Below are 16,358 nucleotides of genomic sequence, written 5' to 3' on the forward strand. Positions count from 1 at the left end.
GTGTCCACCCGCGCTCCGCTCTCCCTGAGCGAGGCCCGCTCCGTCGTCGACGAGGCCTGCCTCCGGGCCGATGCGCTCCTGGACGCCCGCATCGCGGAGCTGTGGTCGGCGATGTCCGATCCGGACGCCGCCCGGCAGCTGCTCGTGCGCGAGCTCCTCGCGGCGGCGGCCGAGGAGCGCTGGTGGTCGGACCTGACCGCGAGCCGCCTCGCCGACGCCTGCACGGCCGCCCGCATCTGGGCCGAGGGCGACCCGGCCACCGCCGAGCTCGAGCGGGTCTTCTGCTCGCGGCTGCGGAGCGTGCTCGGCATCGACCTCGCGGCGATCCCGCGCCGCGGCCGCTCGCACCGCTCCGACTCGGGATCCGCGTGACGCGACTCCGCCTCGCTCTCGCGGGTGCCGGGGTCACGCTCCTGCTCGCCTCGTGCACGGCGGCCGAGCCGACTCCGCCCCGCTCGTCCTCGCAGCAGGAGGCCGCCGCAGGCATTGCCGTGCCGACCGATCCCGTGACCGTCGCCGCGGACCTCGAGGCGCCCTGGTCGATCGTGTTCCTGCGCGGCACTCCGCTCGTCAGCGAGCGCGACAGCGGCCGGATCCTCGAGCTCGCCGCCGACGGCGGGACGCGGCCGATCGGCACCGTCGACGGAGTCGTGGCCCGCGGTGAGAGCGGACTGCTCGGTCTCGCGATCGACGACCGCGACCGCCTCTACGCGTACTCCACCGGCTCCGACGGCAACCGCATACAGCGCTTCGACGTCCCGGGCGAGGCCGGCTCCCTCGCCCTCGGCGAGCCGGAGACGATCCTCGACGGGCTGCCTGCGGCGAGCAACCACGACGGCGGGCGGATCGCCTTCGGCCCCGACGGGCTGCTCTACGCGACGGTCGGCGACGCGGGACGCACCGAGCGGGCGCAGGACCTCGACTCCCTCGGCGGGAAGATCCTCCGCATGACCGCCGACGGAGGGGTGCCCGACGACAACCCCTACCCCGGGTCGCTCGTCTACAGCTCCGGCCACCGCAATCCGCAGGGCCTCGCGTGGGCCGAGGACGGCACGCTCTTCGCGACCGAGTTCGGCCAGGACACCTGGGACGAGCTCAACGTCATCCGCGCCGGCGAGGACTACGGCTGGCCGACGGTGGAGGGCGTCGCGGGCGACGACCGCTTCGTCGACCCCGTGCAGCAGTGGAACCCCGACGAGGCCAGCCCGAGCGGCATGGCGGAGGTCGACGGGACGCTGTACCTCGCGAATCTGCGCGGGCAGGTGCTGCGCGCGGTGCCGGTCGCGGATGCGTCGACGTGGACGGACCACGCGGTGGGCGAGTACGGACGCCTGCGCGACGTGGCCGAGTCGCCCGACGGCCGCCTGTGGGTCGCGACGAGCAACACCGACGGCCGCGGCGATCCGGGGCCGGACGACGACCGGCTGCTGGGCTTCACGCTCACGGGCTGAGTGCCGCCGAGGCGGGTGCGTGGGAGGCGTGGATCTCGATACGGCCGCTGCACGGCCTACTCGATCAGCAGGGGAGTGGAGGGGGCGTGGCGCGCGCTGCTCTCCGGCCGGGCCCGCGGAGTCGCGCACTCTGCTGGTCGAGTAGCCGCGCAGCGGCGTATCGAGACCGACCCGATCCCGAGCGTCACGCCGACGGGCCTCAGCCCAGCCCCGCGAGCAACTCGAAGAACATCAGTGCCTCCGAGAGGATCGTGGTGTCCCCTCAGAGTCCGTCGTGCTCCTCGAGCGCCGCGCCCCCTTGCCCGCCGGGGGATGCGGAGAGACACTGCCCCGGATCCGCCGGCCCTCTTGACGGCGGGCGCCCGCACCCGGGACGCTCGGCGCGGGGCTGCACGAGCGGCCCCTGTCCGAGCCCCGGAAGGCCTCCCATGCGCATGCTCACCGCCGGTCTGTTCGCGTCCGTCGACGGAGTCGTCGAGTCGCCGAACCTGTTCCAGTTCGACAGCTTCGACGCCGAGCTGGGAGCGCTGATGGGCGGGATGATCGGCGAGGTCGACACCGCCGTGCTGGGCCGCGCCGGCTACGAGGAGTGGTCGCAGTACTGGCCGGCCGCGCCCGCGGACGATCCGTTCGCCGCCTTCATCAACCCGATCGAGAAGTTCGTGGCGTCGACGACCCTCTCCGGGGACCTCGGCTGGAACGCCACACTCATCGAGGGGGACGCCGTGGAGTTCCTCCGCCGCCTGAAGCAGACGGAGGGCGGCCGGATCTCGGTGTTCTCGAGCATCTCGCTCACCCGGCAGCTGCTCTTCGCGGGGGTTCTCGACGAGCTGACTCTGATGGTCCACCCGGTGATCGCGGGGGCCGGACGCCGGCTGTTCGAGCCGAGCGATCCGCTGACGCGTCTGGAGCTGCGCGACTCGTCGATCACGAGCGCCGGCAACGCGGTGCTGACCTACGCACTGCGGGGCTGAGGGCGGCGCCGCTCGCGTCGGGTCAGGCCCCGAGCGAGGCCTCCGCCTCCGCAGCGGCCCTCTTCTGCACCGCGAACTGGGTGCGGTGCAGCTCCTCGTACCGCCCGCCCGCGGCCAGCAGCTCCTCGTGCGTGCCGCGCTCCACGATCGAGCCGTCCTCCACCACGAGGATCTGGTCTGCGCTGCGGATGGTGGAGAGGCGGTGCGCGATCACCATCGCCGTCCGTCCCTCGAGCGCCTCGCTGAGCGCCGCCTGCACGGCGGCCTCCGACGTCGAGTCGAGCGCCGCCGTCGCCTCGTCGAGGATGACGACGCGCGGCTGGGCGAGCAGGAGCCGCGCGATGGTCAGGCGCTGGCGCTCGCCGCCGGACAGCCGGTAGCCGCGCTCTCCCACCACGGTGTCCAGCTGGTCCGGCAGGGACCGCAGGAGCGGCTCGAGTCGCGCGCGGCGGACGGCGTCCCACACCTCGTCGAGGGACGCCTCCGGCCGGGCCAGACGCAGGTTCGAGAGGATCGTCTCGTGGAACAGGTGCCCGTCCTGCGTCACCATGCCCAGGCTGTGGCGCATCGAGTCGAAGGCGACGTCGCGGACGTCCGTCCCGGCGAGGCGCACGGCGCCGCTGTCGACGTCGTAGAGCCGCGAGAGCAGCTGCGCGATCGTGGACTTCCCCGCGCCGGACGTGCCGACGAGGGCGACGGTCTGCCCCGGCTCGATCCTGAAGGAGACGCCGTGCAGCACCTCTTCGCCGCCGCGGGTGTCGAGCGTGGAGACCTCCTCGAGGGAGGCGAGGGACACCTTGTCCGCGGACGGGTAGGCGAAGCGGACGTCGTCGAACTCGACGGACACGGGCCCGTCGGGGACGGAGACGGCGTCGGGCTTCTCCTGGATGAGCGGTTCGAGGTCGAGGACCTCGAAGACGCGCTCGAAGCTCACGACCGCGCTCATGATCTCGACCCGCGCGTTCGCGAGGCTGGTCAGCGGCGCGTAGAGGCGGGTGAGCAGCAGCGCCAGGGTGACCACCTCACCGGTGTCCAGGCCTCCGCCGAGCGCGAGGACGCCGCCGAGCCCGTACACGAGCGCGAGGGCGAGAGCCGAGACGAGCATCAGCGCGGTGACGAAGACGAACTGCAGCATCGCCGTCCGGACGCCGATGTCGCGGACGCGGGCGGCGCGGACGCGGAACTCCTCCGCCTCCTCGTCGGGACGGCCGAACAGCTTGACGAGGGTGGCGCCGGGCGCCGAGAAGCGCTCCGTCATCTGGGTGCTCATGGCGGAGTTGTGGTCGGCGGCCTCGCGGCGGAGCGCGGCGAGGCGGCCGCCCATGCGGCGCGCGGGCACCAGGAAGACGGGGAGCATGATCACGGCGAGGACCGTGACGAGCCAGGACGTGCTGAGCATGACGATCAGGGTGAGGACGAGCGCCACGAGGTTCGTGACCACGCCGGACAGGGTGCCGCTGAACGCCTGCTGCGCGCCGATCACGTCGTTGTTGAGGCGGCTCACGAGGGCGCCCGTGCGGGTGCGGGTGAAGAACGCGATCGGCATCTTCTGCACGTGGTCGAAGACGGCGGTGCGGAGGTCCAGGATCACCCCTTCGCCGATCCGCGCCGAGTACCAGCGCGTCACGAGCGACACGGCGGCGTCGGCCACGGCCACGAGGGCGATGACGACGGCGAGACGGATGATCGTGGCGACCTCGCCCCGGGCGACGATGACGTCGACCACCTGGCCGGCGAGCACCGGCGTCGCGACCGCGAGGAAGGCCCCCGCGATCGAGAGGGCGATGAAGACCAGCAGCTTCGACCGGTAGGGCACCGCGAACCTCAGGATCCGCCGGACCGACTCCCGCGAGACGCCGTGCGCGCCGTCCCTCACGTGGGAGATCTTGTAGAGCGAGCTCCAGGCCACGCCTTCCATGCTCATCTGCGGTTCCTTCCGTCGGCCCCGGCCCCCAACTTAGGGGGTGGGTGGGGTGGTTTCCTGCGGTGGGGTCGGGTCCTGCGGTGCACGCGGCGCGAGCCCTCCTCCAGAAGTTGCGGTGACGGCTCGCGCTTCCCGGGACTTGTGGCGGAGTGCGGAGGAGGGGTGTCCGGGTGGAGACGCCGCGCTTCTCCAGAAGTTGCGGTGACGGCTCGCGCTTCCCGCAACTTCTGGCGGAGGGCGGCGAGCGGCGAGCCACTGCGGCCTCCCACGCGCGCAGCGTCGAGCGCTGTCAGTCTCCGCACCGCGACGACCCCCATGATGGGGCGATGTTCATCCCGACCCGAGCCGCCGGTCTCGAGGCGCTCGACGAGTTCGTCTCCCGCGCCGGCTCCGCCTATGCGCGCGAGCGCAATCACGACCTCGGACCGTCCCGGCAGAACGTCTCCGGACTCTCCCCGTACCTCCGCCACCGGCTCGTGACCGAGAAGGAGGTCGTCGCGGCGGTCCTCGGGCGCCACCGGCTGACCGCGGCGGAGAAGTTCGTCCAGGAGGTCTTCTGGCGCACCTACTGGAAGGGGTGGCTCGAGCAGAACCCGGAGGTCTGGCGCCGCTACCGCCGAGAGGTGGGCGACTTCGCCGCGGGCGATCCGCCGCCCGGGTACCGCGACGCGATCGGCGGGCGGAGCGGGATCGACGCGATGGACGCCTGGGTGCGGGAGCTCGTCGAGACCGGCTACCTGCACAATCACACGCGCATGTGGTTCGCGAGCATCTGGATCTTCACCCTCGAGCTCCCCTGGCAGCTCGGCGCGGATTTCTTCTACCGGCACCTGCTCGACGGCGACGCCGCGTCCAACACCCTGTCCTGGCGGTGGGTGGCCGGCCTGCAGACCCCGGGGAAGACGTACCTGGCCACCGCGTCGAACATCGCGCGGTACACCGAGGGGCGCTTCTCCCCGGACGGCCTCGCCACCTCGGCCCCCGCGCTCAGCGAGGAGTCGTTCCCGCCCCGCGAGCGGATCGACCCGGACGACGTGGTCGGGACCCTCGGCACTCGCCCCGGCCTGCTGCTGCACGAGGAGGACCTCGAGGCGGAGAGCCTCCTCGCCGAGCAGCCCGGTCTGGCGGAGCGGCTCGTGGCGACCGCCGCCGCCGCCGACGCGGGTGGGCGATCGCCTCTCGCGGTGTCGGAGGCCGTGGAGGCCTTCACCGTGGCGGCGCTCGCCGACGCCGCGGAGCGCGCGCACGACGGGAGCGGCCGGCCGGCGCGCGTGCTGGCGGACCCGTCGCCCGCCTCCGTCGTCGACTGGGCGGGCTCGGAGCGGCTCGACACCGTGGTGGTCCCGTACGCGCCCGTCGGCCCCGTCCGCGAGCGACTGGACGCGCTCCGCTCCGCCCTCGCCGAGGAGGGGGTCGCGCTCGTCACCGTGCGCCGTCGCTGGGACGGCACGGCGTGGCCCTCGGCGTCGCGCGGGTTCTTCGCCTTCCGCAAGCGGATCCCGGTGCTCGTCCGCGGCCTGGACGAGCCCTCCGACGCGGTCCGCCTGTTCTGAACCCGCCTGTTCTGAGCCCGCCTGTTCTGGCCCCGCCTGTTCTGGCCGCGGTCATCGACCGAGGTCACTCCGAGCGACCCCGTCAGCGCTGCACGCGCTCCCACAGCTCGGAGCCGAGCATCGCGTCGGTCGCGTCGTCGATCAGCAGCCCGCCCTGCTCCGGGGTGACGCGCTGCGCGATCACGAGCGCGGCCGTGCCCTGCACCGAGGCCGCGAAGAGGAGCTGGAAGCGCTCGCGAGCCTCGGGGTCGCCCGACGGCTCGTCGGTCAGGGCGTCGTCGAGCACCTGGAAGAGCCGGAGCGACGCGTCGCGCACCGGACCCGCGGTGGCGCCGAGGCGGAACATGAGCTCCATCAGCGCGGCGTGCTCGACCGCGAAGGCGACGTGGGCGCGGCCGACGCGGCGGAACCGCTCCGGGAACGCGCCGGGCGACTCGACGGCCGCGTGCACCGCCTCCGTCAGCCGCTCGAAGCCGAGCATCGCGAGGGCGTCGAGCAGCGCCTGCCGGTCGACGAAGTGGCTCCGCGGCGCGCCGTGACTGACGCCCGCCCGTCGGGCGAGCTCGCGGAGCGACAGCGCGTCGACGCCGTCGGTGCGCAGCAGCGCCTCGGCCTGCTCGAGCAGCTCCGCGCGGAGGTTGCCGTGATGGAAGGGCGGGGTCACCCGATGATCGTACTGCTAGGCGTTGACTAGATTCTAGACACTGCCTAGTCTCGCCCCATGACCTCCTCGCTCCCCGACCAGTCCGGCCGCACCCTCGTCGTCACCGGCGCCACCAGCGGCATCGGTCTCGCCACCGCCCGGGCCCTGGCCGCGGCCGGTGCGCGGGTCGTCCTCGCGGTGCGCGACACGGCGAAGGGCGAGCGGGTCGCCGAGGCGATCGCCGGCGAGACGCTCGTCCGCCGCCTCGACCTCGCCGACCTCGCGTCGATCCGCCGCTTCGCCGACGAGTGGAGCGGGCCGATCGACGTTCTGATCAACAACGCCGGCGTCTCGACCGCTCGGCGCGAGACGACCGCGGACGGCTTCGAGCGGCAGTTCGGCACGAATCACCTCGGGCCCTTCGCACTCACCAACCTGCTCCTGCCGCACCTGCGAGGCCGCGTCGTCTCGCTCGCCTCGCAGGCCGAGCGGATGGGGCGGATCGACCTCGACGACCTGAACTCCGAGCGCACTCCCTACCGCGAGTCGCGCGTGTACGCCGCCTCGAAGCTGGCCGACCTCCTCTTCACGGCCGAGCTGCAGCGGAGGCTCACCGCCGCCGGATCGACGGTGCTCGCGGTCGCCGCGCATCCGGGCTTCGTCGCCACCGGGATGACCGGAGGGGCGACCGGGATCGCCGGCCGGCTCACCGCTCTGCTCGCGCAGACCCCCGAGGAGGGCGCGCTGCCGGTGCTGCTCGCCGCGACCGGGGACGTGCCGCCGGGGGCCTTCACCGGTCCGGAGCGGTTCCTGCACATGCGCGGAGGGGCGGTGCTGATCGGTCGCTCGAGGCGCGCGCGCGACGAGGCGCTCGCCGCGCACCTCTGGGACGCGTCGGAGCGGCTGACCGGGGTGCGCTTCCCGCTCTGAGCGGGCCGGGCCCGGTGGACACGGCCTCGCCTGCTCCACGCCCTAGCCCTCGGCGCGGCCGGAGTCCTCGACCAGCCGCACCTTCACGGTGACCGCGAGCGGACCCGTCACGTCCGGCTCCTCCGCGAGGATCCCTCGCAGCAGCATCGCCCTCGCGATCCTCCTGATCGTGCTGTTCGCGTGGCTCGGCACGGAGGCGGTGCTCGCGGTCCTCGGACAGCCCGCGCTGCTCGTCGCCCCGCAGGACGGCGCCGCCGCGCTGCTCGGCGCGGCCGGTGCCCCCATCGCCCTCACGGCGGCCGCGGGCGCCGTGCTCGCGGTGATCGGCCTCGTGCTGCTCGTCCTGTCCGTCGCCCCCGGTCGTCGCGGTCGCCGCAGCGCCGGGATCGACCGCACCGCCGTCGTCGTCGACGACCGGGTGATCGCGCAGAGCGTCGCCCGCGCCGCCGCCTACGCCGGCGGCATCGACCCCGACCAGGTGCAGGTCTCGGTCGGCCGCCGCCGTGTCGGCGTCGTCGTCCAGCGCACCAGCGGCATCTCGACCGACGCGGCGAGCATCCGCGAGGCCGTCGACGCCGAGCTGAGCGGCTACGACGTGAGCCCCGCACTCACGGGCCGCGTCCGCCTCTCCGAGACGGGATCGGTCCGATGACCACCACCAACCGGTTCCTGAACCGCCTGCTCCTGCTGCTGGTCGGACTCGTGCTGCTCGTCGTCGGAGGCGCGATCGCCGTCGGCGCGCTGCTCCCCGACGTCCAGCGGACCGTCTCGACCGCGGCCGAGGACGCGAGCGGACCGACGTCCGACGCGCTCTCGGGATCGCAGCCCTGGATCCTCTGGGCGACCGCCGCCGCGGCGCTCGTGCTGATCCTGCTGCTGCTCCGCTTCGTCCTGCGCCAGGGCCGGGGACGCACGTCCACGCTCCTGCGGGTGTCGGCCGGTTCCGGAGGCTCCTCGCCGACCGGAGGCACGCTGACGCTCGACGCGAAGGTCGCCGAGCAGGTGCTCGAGGAGGCGCTCACGCGCGATCCCGGCATCGTCGCGGTCGACGTCACCGCGTTCGACATCCGGCACCGCCGGGTGCTGCGCGTCACCGCGCACACCCGCCGCGGAGTCTCGCCGATGCAGACGCGCCGCACCGTCGACACGGCCGTGCGCCGCTGGGACGCGGTCCTGGGTCAGGAGACCCCGGTCGTCGTCCAGATCGTCGGCGGTCTGCGCAGCCGGATGAGCTCCGCCTCCCGCGTGGAGTGATCCGGCCCCACCCGCTCCGGCCCTCCGCCCGCCGCGGAGGGCCGGACCCCTCTCCTCCCTGGAAGGACGCGTCATGACCGACGGCACCTCCGGCTTCCGTGCCGGCCTCGCGCAGAAGGCGATCGACCCCGTGGTCCGCGCGGCCGGACTGCGCGGCCTCGGTCGCGGCGTCCCGCCCGTGCCGGAGGACACCCTCGCCGACGTCCGCGACCGCGTCGCCGGCCGTCGGCACCGACTCCCGTGAAAGGCGCTCCCATGAGCCGCACGAGCACTCCCGCCGCTCCCGAGCGCACCGCCGCCGCCCCGGTCCCCACGGCCGTCCGCCTGGCCGCCGAGGTCTTCGGCACCGCGCTCCTCGTCGTCGGCGGCGTGGGCGCGGCCCTGCTCGCCTCCGCCTTCCCCGACGAGCGGAACCCGCTCGGCATCGGCTTCCTCGGCGTCGCCCTCGCGTTCGGACTCAGCGTCCTCGTCGGGATCGCCGCCGTCGGCCACCTCTCGGGCGGCCACTTCAACCCGGCGGTCACGGTGGGCCTGGCCGTCGCGGGACGCACCCCGTGGCGGGAGGTGCCCGGCTACGTCGTCGCGCAGCTCGTCGGCGGTCTGATCGGATCGACGGTGCTGTTCACCATCGCCGCCGACGGCCCCTCGGGCTTCCTCGCCTCCGCGCGGCAGAGCGGATTCGCCTCCAACGGCTACGGCGAGCACTCCCCGGGCGGCTTCGGCCTCGGCGCGGTCCTCCTCGCCGAGACCGTGCTGAGCTCCGTCTTCGTGTCGGTGATCCTCTCGGTGACCGCCCGGGCGGCGAGCCTCGCCCCCGTGGTGATCGGCCTCACCCTCACGCTGATCCACCTCGTCTCGATCCCGGTCAGCAACACCTCCGTGAATCCGGCACGCTCGCTGGCCGCCGCCGTCTACGGCGGGCCCGACGCGCTCGGCCAGCTGTGGGTGTTCGTCGCCGCGCCCCTCCTGGGAGCCGCGATCGCCGGAGCGGCGCACCGCGTCGCGCAGTCCCGCACCCGATCCCTCGCCCCGCGCGCGTGACCCGCGCCCCGGCATCCGCACGCAACGCAAGGAGCACCCCATGACCGAAGACCCCCGCCTCGACGACCCCCGCCTCGACCCCGCCGTGTCGCTCGACGACGCCCGCCCGATTGACCTGGGCGCGATCGACACCGCGCACCCCGATCCCGAGACCCCCGGGGACCTGCTCGCGACGACCGTCGCCGAGACCGCCCTCGGCACTACCGGCGTGCACCACCTCGGGGGACCCGTCGCCCGAGGCCTCGACCGCGCCGCCCGCGCGGTGCTGGGCACGAGCACGATCCCCGGGGTCACGATCTCGGAGGACGAGGGCCGCACGATCATCGATCTCGACCTCGTCGTCGAGTACCCGCATACCGTGAACGAGGTGATGGAGGAGGCGCGCACGCAGGTGCTGCGCGCCGCCGCGCAGGTGCACGCCTCGCCGGTCGCGGTGAACATCACCGTCACCGACTTACACGGTCCGTTCGACCCGATCGAGCCCGAGCCCGTCGCCGAGGGCGACTCGCTGGTCGAGAGGGCCGGCGGCCTCGCCGACGAGGCGGGCGCGCGGCTCTCGGAGGCGGGGGACCGGATCACCGGCGCCACGGGCGCGGCGGTGGAGAAGGCCTCGGATGCTCTCGACGCCGCCGGCGAGAGAACGGCCGACGCGCTTGACGCCGCCGCCGACGAGGCGGATCGCCGGGCCCGGGAGCGCGAGCGCTCCGTTGCGGACGCCGAAGCGGATGCGGAGGAGCCCCGTTCCGACCACGACGACGCGCCCCAGGTCGTCGAGGTGCAGGCCGACGGGACGGCTCCCGTCGTGGTCGTCGTCGTGGAGCAGCCGACCCCCGAGGACGCCGAAGCCGCCTCTGCCGCCCCGGAGCGCGACTCCGAGCGCGCCCACTCCGTCACTCCCGCCGCCGAGAAGACCGGGGAGTAGTCCCATGGCCCGCATGCGCTCCTCCGGCGGTCGCCGCCGTCCCCGCGCCGCCTGGATCGCGTTCGCGACCGGCGTCGTCGTCTCGGCTCTCGTGGTCCTCGGCGTCCTGCTGCCCGTCCTCGGGCTCATCGCCGCCGCCGACGGATCGATCGCAGGGGCGCTCGACGTCCCCGTCGGCACGATCGTCGCCGCGATCGTGATCAGCTTCCTGGTCGGCCTGGCCTTCCTCGGCCTCGCCCTCGTCGCCCGGAAGCCCGCGGTGGCGTGGGTCGCGGCGGTGGCGGCCGTGGTCGCGACCCTGGTCGGCTCCGTGTGGCCGCTGGTCGCGACCGCCTTCGCGAGCGTCGACCAGGCGCAGGACGTCGTCCCCTTCCTCCAGGACCTGATCGGCCGCATCGGCGGCTGACGCACGGAGTCGCCGCTGCCGGTCGGGCGCGGACGTCGGGTGGTCGAGCCCGGGAGCGGGACACGCCTCGGTGCCCGCCCGCCGCGTCTCCCCGGAACGGCGGCTGCCCGTCCTGGCGGCCCCGTCCCACGACCACTCGGGCGGGCAGCGCCCGTCCACTCGACGCGAACCGGGCTGTCGACCCGGGTCGGACCCCGTTCCGCGACCACTCCGCCGGTCGTGGGCCCTCCACTCGACGCGAACTGGGCTGTCGAGTCGGGTCGGAGCCCGTTCCGCGACCACTCGCGCCGGGACTGTCCGTCCACTCGACGCGAAGCGGGCCGTGATGGACGGTCAGGGCCCGCTCCGGGTCCACTCGCCGACTGCGGCGGCCGGCCGCCGCGGGACGCGTCAGCGCAGCGGCGACCCGACCACGTCGAACCGGAACCCGCCGAACTCCCCCGACAGCAGCGGCCGCGCCCGCGTGATCGCGTCGCGCACCTCCGGCAGCTCGAGCGAAGCGCGGTGCGCCTCGGCGCTCGTCCACAGCTCGACGACGAACACCGTGTCGGGCTGCTCGTCGGTCGTGCCGACCTCGTAGGCGAGGCAGCCGACCCGCGCGAGCGCATCGTTCGAGGCGGTGAGGATCGCGACGAGCTCGTCGCGCCTCCCGGGCAGGGCACCGAGTGTGCCCACGTTCGCGAAGGTCATGCCGCCACCGTAGCGACGGCCGCCGACATCCGCTCCCGGGGTAGCGTGGCCGGGATGACGACGAGCGCCGAGTACCTGCAGGCCTACGACGAGCAGCTCCGCTCCGACGCCGAGACGCCCAGCGCGGTCTCGGTCGTGCGGGAGGGGCCGCTGCGGCTGGTGACGTTCGCAGGTGGACGCGGCTTCGTGACCTACCGCGATCTCGGCGGCGCCGACGAGGACGGGATCGACGCGCTCGTCGCCGCGGCCGTCGCGCACTTCGACGCCGATCCCGCGATCCGCGCCGTCGAGTGGAAGACGCGCGGCCACGACCGGGCGCCGGGGTTGCACGAGTCCCTGCTCGCCCAGGGGTTCGCGCCGGACGAGCCGGAGTCGATCATGATCGGTCCGGTGGAGGCGCTCGCCGGCGACGCGACCCCTCCGCCCGGCACGACGCTCCGCCGGGTCGTCGATGAGCCGGAGGTGCGCGCGATGAGCGCCGTGATCGACGAGGCCTTCGGCGAGAGCGTCGACGTCGGCATCGCCGATGCGCTCGTCGCCCGGCTCGCCCGCGGCGACGGCATGGAGCTGTGGGTGGCCGAGGTCGACGGGCGGATGGTCGGCGGAGGCCGCCTCGAACCGGTTCCGGGCACCGACTTCGCCGGCATCTGGGGCGGGGCGCTGCTGCCGGAGTTCCGCGGCCGCGGGATCTACCGGGCGCTCACCGCGGCCCGGGCCGCCTCGGCGCTCGCCCTCGGCAAGCGCCTCGTCCACAGCGACTCGACCGAGGACTCGCGCCCGATCCTGGAGCGCTCGGGCCTGGTGAAGGTCTCGACGACCACGCCCTACCGGCGCCGTCGTCCGTGACCGAGGAGGAGCCGGCGGAATCGGCCCGGAAGCGCCCGCGGGAGGGCCTCAGCCTCGGTTGTGAGCCTGACGACCTGCAGAACTGAGGCCAGGAGCCGTGAAGAGCGCGAATTCCGTCGGAGACGTGCGCTGAGCCTTACTTCTGCAGCCCGATCGCCGGTGAGCGCCGCCCCGTTATCACCCGTGGGCCCGCCGCCCGTCAGTCCAGCTCGGTGGGCCGCGCAGGCTCCTTCAGCAGCGCCCGCGCCGCCATGCCGATCACCGCGCTGTAGGTCGGGTACGCGAACCGCACGTTCGCGAGCGTCGCCACGTCGACTCCGGCCGCCATCGCCGTCGTGACCGACTGCACGACCTCGATCGCGTTCTCGCCGACCGCGTGCGCGCCGAGCAGCAGCTCGCGGCGGCGGTCCGAGATCAGCGTCAGGAAGCCGCTCTCGCGGTCGTCGATCACCGCGCGGTCCACGCCCGAGAACGGCACGGAGGCCACCACGCACTGCGGGTCGCGCTCCCGGGCCTGCTCGAGCGTGAAGCCGACGCCCGCGTAGTCGGGATCCGTGAATCCGCCGGCCGGCAGCAGGTGCTGCGGGGTGCGCCGGTTCGCGCCGAGCACGGCGTTCTCGGCCGCCGCCTCCGCCTCGAACTGCGCCGCCTGCACGAGCATGTCGCGACCGTTCGCGTCGCCGACCGCGAAGACGTGCGGCACGACGGTGCGGAAGTACTGATCCGCCGGGATCGCCGATCGCACGACCTCGATGCCCGCGTTCTCGAGCCCGAGGTCCTCGACGTCGGCGGGCCAGCCGGTCGCCATGATCACCGCGTCGAACTCCTCGGCGTGCGCCTCGCCCCCGTCCTTCCAGCGCAGCGTCAGGGCGTCGTCGGCGCGCTCGATGCTCTCGACCGTCTCGATGCCGGTGCGCACGTGCACGCCCTGGCGCTCGAAGGCGGCCGAGACGTACTCCGAGATGCTCGCGTCCGAGGTCGTCAGGATCCGTGGCGCCACGTCGAGCAGCGTCACCTCCGAACCGAAGGCGTTGAAGACCGTCACCAGCTGCGCACCCGTGTTCCCGCCGCCGATCACCGCGACCCGGCGGGGGAGCGCGGGCAGCGCGAGCACGTCCTCGGGAACGGTCGCGAGCTCGGCGCCCGGGATCGGGAGGCGGCGCGAGTGCCCGCCGACGCAGATCAGGATCGACGAGGCCGTCAGCCGGCGCCCGCTGTCGAGCACCAGCGTCGACTCGTCCTCGAACCGCGCCCGCCCCTCGTGGATCAGCTCGACCCCCGCCTCCTCGAAGCGCTGCGCCTCGCGCTTGATCGAGCGCACCTTGTCGACGCGCTCGTGCACGTGCTGCACGGTCGCCGCCCAGTCGATCCGCGGGGTGCCCACGTCGACGCCGTAGTCGGAGGCGGTGCGCGCCTCGCGGATGATCCGCGCGGTCTTCGCGAGCACGCGGGTGGGCACGCAGCCCGTGTTCACGCAGGTGCCGCCCACGCGGGCGGCCTCGAGCACGACGACGCGCGCTCCGAGTTCGGCGGCCCGCAGCGCGGCGGCGGTGCCCGCGGGCCCCGCGCCGATCACGGCGACGTCGTAGTGCTGGATGCTGTCGGGCACGGCGGCCTCCCGGTCGAGTGGATGTCCCCGCATCCTGGCGCGCGCGGCCGGGGGTTCTCCGAGAGGCCGCGGAGGCTTGACAGGCGGCGGAGGGCTCGGGGGCGGAGGGCTCAGGGCTCCTGCACCCGCTGGAACCCGCCCTCGACCGACCCGTCGGACCGCAGCGACACCCGCGTGTAGACGGGCGCGCCATCGGCCCGGTCGGTGCCGACGACGTCGAGCGATCCCGCATCGAAGAACGCCTCGAGCCCGGTGCACCCCGCCGAGAGCGAGCCGTCGCCGCGCTGGAGGGCGAGGCAGAGCGAGACTCCGCCCGGAGCGGTCACCAGGAGGCGGTCCTCCTGCGCCGTGTCGAACTCGGGGGTGAAGACGTCGGCGTCCCGGGCGATGAGCGCCATGCCGATCGGCAGGTCGGTGGCGACGACCCAGCCCTCGAGGAGGGCCGCGTAGCGGTCCTCGAGGCGGGCGGTCGCGGAGGGAGTCGGGGCGGGCGTCCCCGCGGCCCCCGGCAGAAGCGCGGTCGCCGCGGCGCCGAGCACGAGTCCCACCGCGAGGGCGGCGCCGACGAGCAGGACGGGGCGGCGGCTCCGGTCGGGCGGGGTCTCCGAGGTCGCCCGAGAGGCGACGGCGGTCGCAGCGGCGGGCCGGTGAGCCTCCCGCGGCTCCGTCTCCGCCCGCTCCGTCTCGGCCCGCTCCGTCTCCGCCCGCTCCGCCTCGCGTTCCCCCCGGAGCCGCCGCTCGGCCTCGTGGCGGCGGGTCGCGTCCTCCGCGTCGCCGCTCGGTCGCGCGAACAGCGCGCGCTCCAGATCCTTGCGCTCGTCGTCCTCGGCCTGCACCTCGTCAGTATGGCCGAGGCGCCCGAGCCCTACTCGAACATCTCAGCGAGCAGCGCCCACGCATCCCCGTCGACGACGTGTTCCGAGCGCTGGGCGGGCCACTGCACCTCGTCGCCGTCCCACGACGGCACCACGTGCAGGTGCAGATGCGGCACGCTCTGCCCCGCGGAGGCGCCGCTCGCCTGCAGCACGGCTACTCCCGTCGCTCCGAGGGCCGCCCGCATCGCCCGGCCGACGCGCTGCGCCAGCGACATCGCGGCGGCGAGCGCGGCGGGGGAGGCGTCGAGCAGCCCTGCGCTGTGCTCGCGCGGGACGACGAGCGTGTGCCCGGGCGCGAGCTCGGAGGAGGGGAGCGGTCGGAACGCGACCGCCTCCGCCTCCTGCTCCACCCAGGTCGCCTCGTCGCGCCCGGCCATCAGCTCGCAGAAGACGCACGTCACGACGGGCCTCCCGCGAACTCGCGCAGCGCCGCGATCCAGCTCTCGGACGCGTCGAGGTGCGCGTCGTGCGAGGCGCCCGGCAGATCCACCCGGCGCACGTCCCGGCCGCGCGCGGCGAAGGCGTCCTGCAGCTCCGGAGCGAACATGCCGTGCTCGCCGTAGACGAGGAGGGTGGGCGCTGCGACGCTCTCCCACTCCGTCCAGCGCGGTGCGGCGAGCGTCTCGAGCACCCGCGCCATCACCTCGGGATCGAAGCGCGGGCGCAGTCCGTCGGGCACCTCCTCGAGGTCGGCGATCCAGGCGTCCGCGAGCGCGCCCGTGCCCAGGAACGCCCGGGCGGCGGCGGGATCGGCGAAGGGCAGCGGCCACGAGCGGAACCACTCGGCGACGGACTCGTCCGCGTCGCCGCCCTCCGCGGTCTCGAGCAGCACGAGCCGGTCGACGAGCTGCGGATGCGCGGCCGCGACGAGCATCGCCGTGTGCGCGCCTATCGACTGGCCGACGAGCACCGCCGGGCCCACGTCGTCGAGCAGCGCCGCGACGTCGGCGACGAAGGCCGCGCGCGAGACGTCGGAGGGGTGCCGCTCGCTCCGACCGTGCCCGCGCTGATCGAGCAGCACGACCCGGTGCTCCGGGAGGGCGCGCGCGGTCGGCACGAACTCGGCGGCGCTCCCCGCGAGCCCGTGCAGGATCACGACGGGCCGGCCGTCACCGCCCGAGTCGAGGACCGAGAGCCGGGTGCCGTCGGGCGCGACGAGCGCGCGGCGTTCGAGGTGCATCCGTCGAGCGTAGGAGGCGGCGGCACCTCGACTGGGTGACGGGTCGCGATGCTGGGATGA

General features: G+C 74.3%; 19 protein-coding genes. 12 read left to right on the forward strand and 7 right to left on the reverse strand.

Annotation, left to right across the window (positions count from 1 at the left end; genetic code table 11):
* The 3 genes from NB037_RS10195 to NB037_RS10205 form a co-directional block, all read left to right on the forward strand.
* On the forward strand, nt 1-372 hold a 372-nt coding region (locus tag NB037_RS10195), incomplete at its 5' end, for a hypothetical protein (RefSeq protein ID WP_251945545.1).
* Nucleotides 363-1,451, forward strand: coding sequence for a PQQ-dependent sugar dehydrogenase (locus NB037_RS10200; RefSeq protein WP_372490734.1), 1,089 nt, complete (start codon nt 363-365; stop codon nt 1,449-1,451). The genes NB037_RS10195 and NB037_RS10200, both read left to right, overlap by 10 nt.
* A gap of 428 nt (nt 1,452-1,879) precedes the next feature.
* A complete protein-coding gene (locus NB037_RS10205; protein WP_251945547.1) occupies nt 1,880-2,425 on the forward strand; it encodes a dihydrofolate reductase family protein in 546 nt (181 codons plus the stop codon).
* Nucleotides 2,426-2,447: 22 nt separating this feature from the next.
* On the opposite strand, the gene NB037_RS10210 is transcribed toward NB037_RS10205, so the two are convergent.
* Nucleotides 2,448-4,349, reverse strand: a complete 1,902-nt coding sequence (locus NB037_RS10210) for an ABC transporter ATP-binding protein (RefSeq protein WP_251945548.1) — start codon at nt 4,347-4,349, stop codon at nt 2,448-2,450.
* A 326-nt stretch (nt 4,350-4,675) separates the two neighbouring features.
* Here NB037_RS10210 and NB037_RS10215 point away from each other — a divergent pair, with 326 nt between their 5' ends.
* The gene (locus NB037_RS10215; RefSeq protein WP_251945549.1) at nt 4,676-5,902 is read left to right on the forward strand and encodes an FAD-binding domain-containing protein; all 1,227 of its coding nucleotides are present in this window, start codon (nt 4,676-4,678) and stop codon (nt 5,900-5,902) included.
* A gap of 82 nt (nt 5,903-5,984) precedes the next feature.
* On the opposite strand, the gene NB037_RS10220 is transcribed toward NB037_RS10215, so the two are convergent.
* Nucleotides 5,985-6,566: a TetR/AcrR family transcriptional regulator gene (locus tag NB037_RS10220; RefSeq protein ID WP_251945550.1), complete on the reverse strand. Its 582-nt coding sequence runs from the start codon at nt 6,564-6,566 to the stop codon at nt 5,985-5,987.
* A 57-nt stretch (nt 6,567-6,623) separates the two neighbouring features.
* Here NB037_RS10220 and NB037_RS10225 point away from each other — a divergent pair, with 57 nt between their 5' ends.
* The 7 genes from NB037_RS10225 (at nt 6,624) to NB037_RS10255 (ending at nt 11,098) form a co-directional block, all read left to right on the forward strand.
* On the forward strand, nt 6,624-7,475 hold the full coding sequence (locus NB037_RS10225) for an oxidoreductase (RefSeq protein ID WP_251945551.1): 852 nt from the start codon (nt 6,624-6,626) through the stop codon (nt 7,473-7,475).
* A 169-nt stretch (nt 7,476-7,644) separates the two neighbouring features.
* A complete protein-coding gene (locus NB037_RS10230; protein WP_251945552.1) occupies nt 7,645-8,127 on the forward strand; it encodes a DUF6286 domain-containing protein in 483 nt (160 codons plus the stop codon).
* The gene (locus tag NB037_RS10235; RefSeq protein ID WP_251945553.1) at nt 8,124-8,729 is read left to right on the forward strand and encodes a hypothetical protein; all 606 of its coding nucleotides are present in this window, start codon (nt 8,124-8,126) and stop codon (nt 8,727-8,729) included. The genes NB037_RS10230 and NB037_RS10235 overlap by 4 nt, the downstream gene beginning before the upstream one ends.
* A 73-nt stretch (nt 8,730-8,802) precedes the next feature.
* Nucleotides 8,803-8,973, forward strand: coding sequence for a hypothetical protein (locus tag NB037_RS10240; RefSeq protein ID WP_251945554.1), 171 nt, complete (start codon nt 8,803-8,805; stop codon nt 8,971-8,973).
* An 11-nt stretch (nt 8,974-8,984) separates the two neighbouring features.
* Entirely contained in the window at nt 8,985-9,770 is a 786-nt protein-coding gene (gene aqpZ / locus NB037_RS10245) for an aquaporin Z (protein ID WP_251945555.1), read from the forward strand.
* A gap of 40 nt (nt 9,771-9,810) precedes the next feature.
* Nucleotides 9,811-10,692 carry an Asp23/Gls24 family envelope stress response protein gene (locus NB037_RS10250; RefSeq protein WP_251945556.1) on the forward strand — a complete coding sequence of 294 codons (882 nt, stop codon included), beginning with the start codon at nt 9,811-9,813 and terminating at the stop codon, nt 10,690-10,692.
* A 4-nt stretch (nt 10,693-10,696) separates the two neighbouring features.
* Nucleotides 10,697-11,098, forward strand: coding sequence for a hypothetical protein (locus NB037_RS10255; protein ID WP_251945557.1), 402 nt, complete (start codon nt 10,697-10,699; stop codon nt 11,096-11,098).
* Between the two features lie 390 nt (nt 11,099-11,488).
* Here NB037_RS10255 and NB037_RS10260 read toward each other — a convergent pair whose 3' ends face one another.
* Nucleotides 11,489-11,788 (reverse strand): putative quinol monooxygenase, encoded by a 300-nt coding sequence (locus tag NB037_RS10260; protein WP_251945558.1) that lies wholly within the window; start codon nt 11,786-11,788, stop codon nt 11,489-11,491.
* Nucleotides 11,789-11,842: 54 nt separating this feature from the next.
* On the opposite strand from NB037_RS10260, the gene NB037_RS10265 reads away from it, so the two are divergent.
* Nucleotides 11,843-12,634: a GNAT family N-acetyltransferase gene (locus tag NB037_RS10265; protein ID WP_251945559.1), complete on the forward strand. Its 792-nt coding sequence runs from the start codon at nt 11,843-11,845 to the stop codon at nt 12,632-12,634.
* Between the two features lie 199 nt (nt 12,635-12,833).
* Here NB037_RS10265 and NB037_RS10270 read toward each other — a convergent pair whose 3' ends face one another.
* The 4 genes from NB037_RS10270 to NB037_RS10285 form a co-directional block, all read right to left on the reverse strand.
* Nucleotides 12,834-14,243, reverse strand: a complete 1,410-nt coding sequence (locus NB037_RS10270) for a dihydrolipoyl dehydrogenase family protein (protein ID WP_251945560.1) — start codon at nt 14,241-14,243, stop codon at nt 12,834-12,836.
* A gap of 110 nt (nt 14,244-14,353) precedes the next feature.
* Nucleotides 14,354-15,079: a hypothetical protein gene (locus NB037_RS10275; protein WP_251945561.1), complete on the reverse strand. Its 726-nt coding sequence runs from the start codon at nt 15,077-15,079 to the stop codon at nt 14,354-14,356.
* Between the two features lie 29 nt (nt 15,080-15,108).
* Entirely contained in the window at nt 15,109-15,519 is a 411-nt protein-coding gene (locus tag NB037_RS10280; RefSeq protein ID WP_251945562.1) for an HIT family protein, read from the reverse strand.
* Nucleotides 15,516-16,298, reverse strand: a complete 783-nt coding sequence (locus tag NB037_RS10285; RefSeq protein WP_251945563.1) for an alpha/beta fold hydrolase — start codon at nt 16,296-16,298, stop codon at nt 15,516-15,518. The genes NB037_RS10280 and NB037_RS10285 overlap by 4 nt, the downstream gene beginning before the upstream one ends.
* Nucleotides 16,299-16,358: the final 60 nt, after the last annotated feature.

The organism is Rathayibacter rubneri (assembly GCF_023743255.1).
GTDB classification, from domain to species: Bacteria; Actinomycetota; Actinomycetes; order Actinomycetales; family Microbacteriaceae; genus Rathayibacter; species Rathayibacter rubneri.

Excerpts from the sequence above, each read along its gene's own strand:
- NB037_RS10205 (WP_251945547.1), top strand. The coding sequence starts at position 1,880 with ATGCGCATGCTCACCGCCGGTCTGTTCGCGTCCGTCGACGGAGTCGTC.
- NB037_RS10215 (WP_251945549.1), top strand. The coding sequence starts at position 4,676 with ATGTTCATCCCGACCCGAGCCGCCGGTCTCGAGGCGCTCGACGAGTTC.
- NB037_RS10265 (WP_251945559.1), top strand. The coding sequence starts at position 11,843 with ATGACGACGAGCGCCGAGTACCTGCAGGCCTACGACGAGCAGCTCCGC.
- NB037_RS10255 (WP_251945557.1), top strand. The coding sequence starts at position 10,697 with ATGGCCCGCATGCGCTCCTCCGGCGGTCGCCGCCGTCCCCGCGCCGCC.
- NB037_RS10240 (WP_251945554.1), top strand. The coding sequence starts at position 8,803 with ATGACCGACGGCACCTCCGGCTTCCGTGCCGGCCTCGCGCAGAAGGCG.
- NB037_RS10260 (WP_251945558.1), bottom strand. The coding sequence starts at position 11,788 with ATGACCTTCGCGAACGTGGGCACACTCGGTGCCCTGCCCGGGAGGCGC.
- NB037_RS10250 (WP_251945556.1), top strand. The coding sequence starts at position 9,811 with ATGACCGAAGACCCCCGCCTCGACGACCCCCGCCTCGACCCCGCCGTG.
- aqpZ (WP_251945555.1), top strand. The coding sequence starts at position 8,985 with ATGAGCCGCACGAGCACTCCCGCCGCTCCCGAGCGCACCGCCGCCGCC.
- NB037_RS10210 (WP_251945548.1), bottom strand. The coding sequence starts at position 4,349 with ATGAGCATGGAAGGCGTGGCCTGGAGCTCGCTCTACAAGATCTCCCAC.
- NB037_RS10225 (WP_251945551.1), top strand. The coding sequence starts at position 6,624 with ATGACCTCCTCGCTCCCCGACCAGTCCGGCCGCACCCTCGTCGTCACC.
- NB037_RS10285 (WP_251945563.1), bottom strand. The coding sequence starts at position 16,298 with ATGCACCTCGAACGCCGCGCGCTCGTCGCGCCCGACGGCACCCGGCTC.
- NB037_RS10235 (WP_251945553.1), top strand. The coding sequence starts at position 8,124 with ATGACCACCACCAACCGGTTCCTGAACCGCCTGCTCCTGCTGCTGGTC.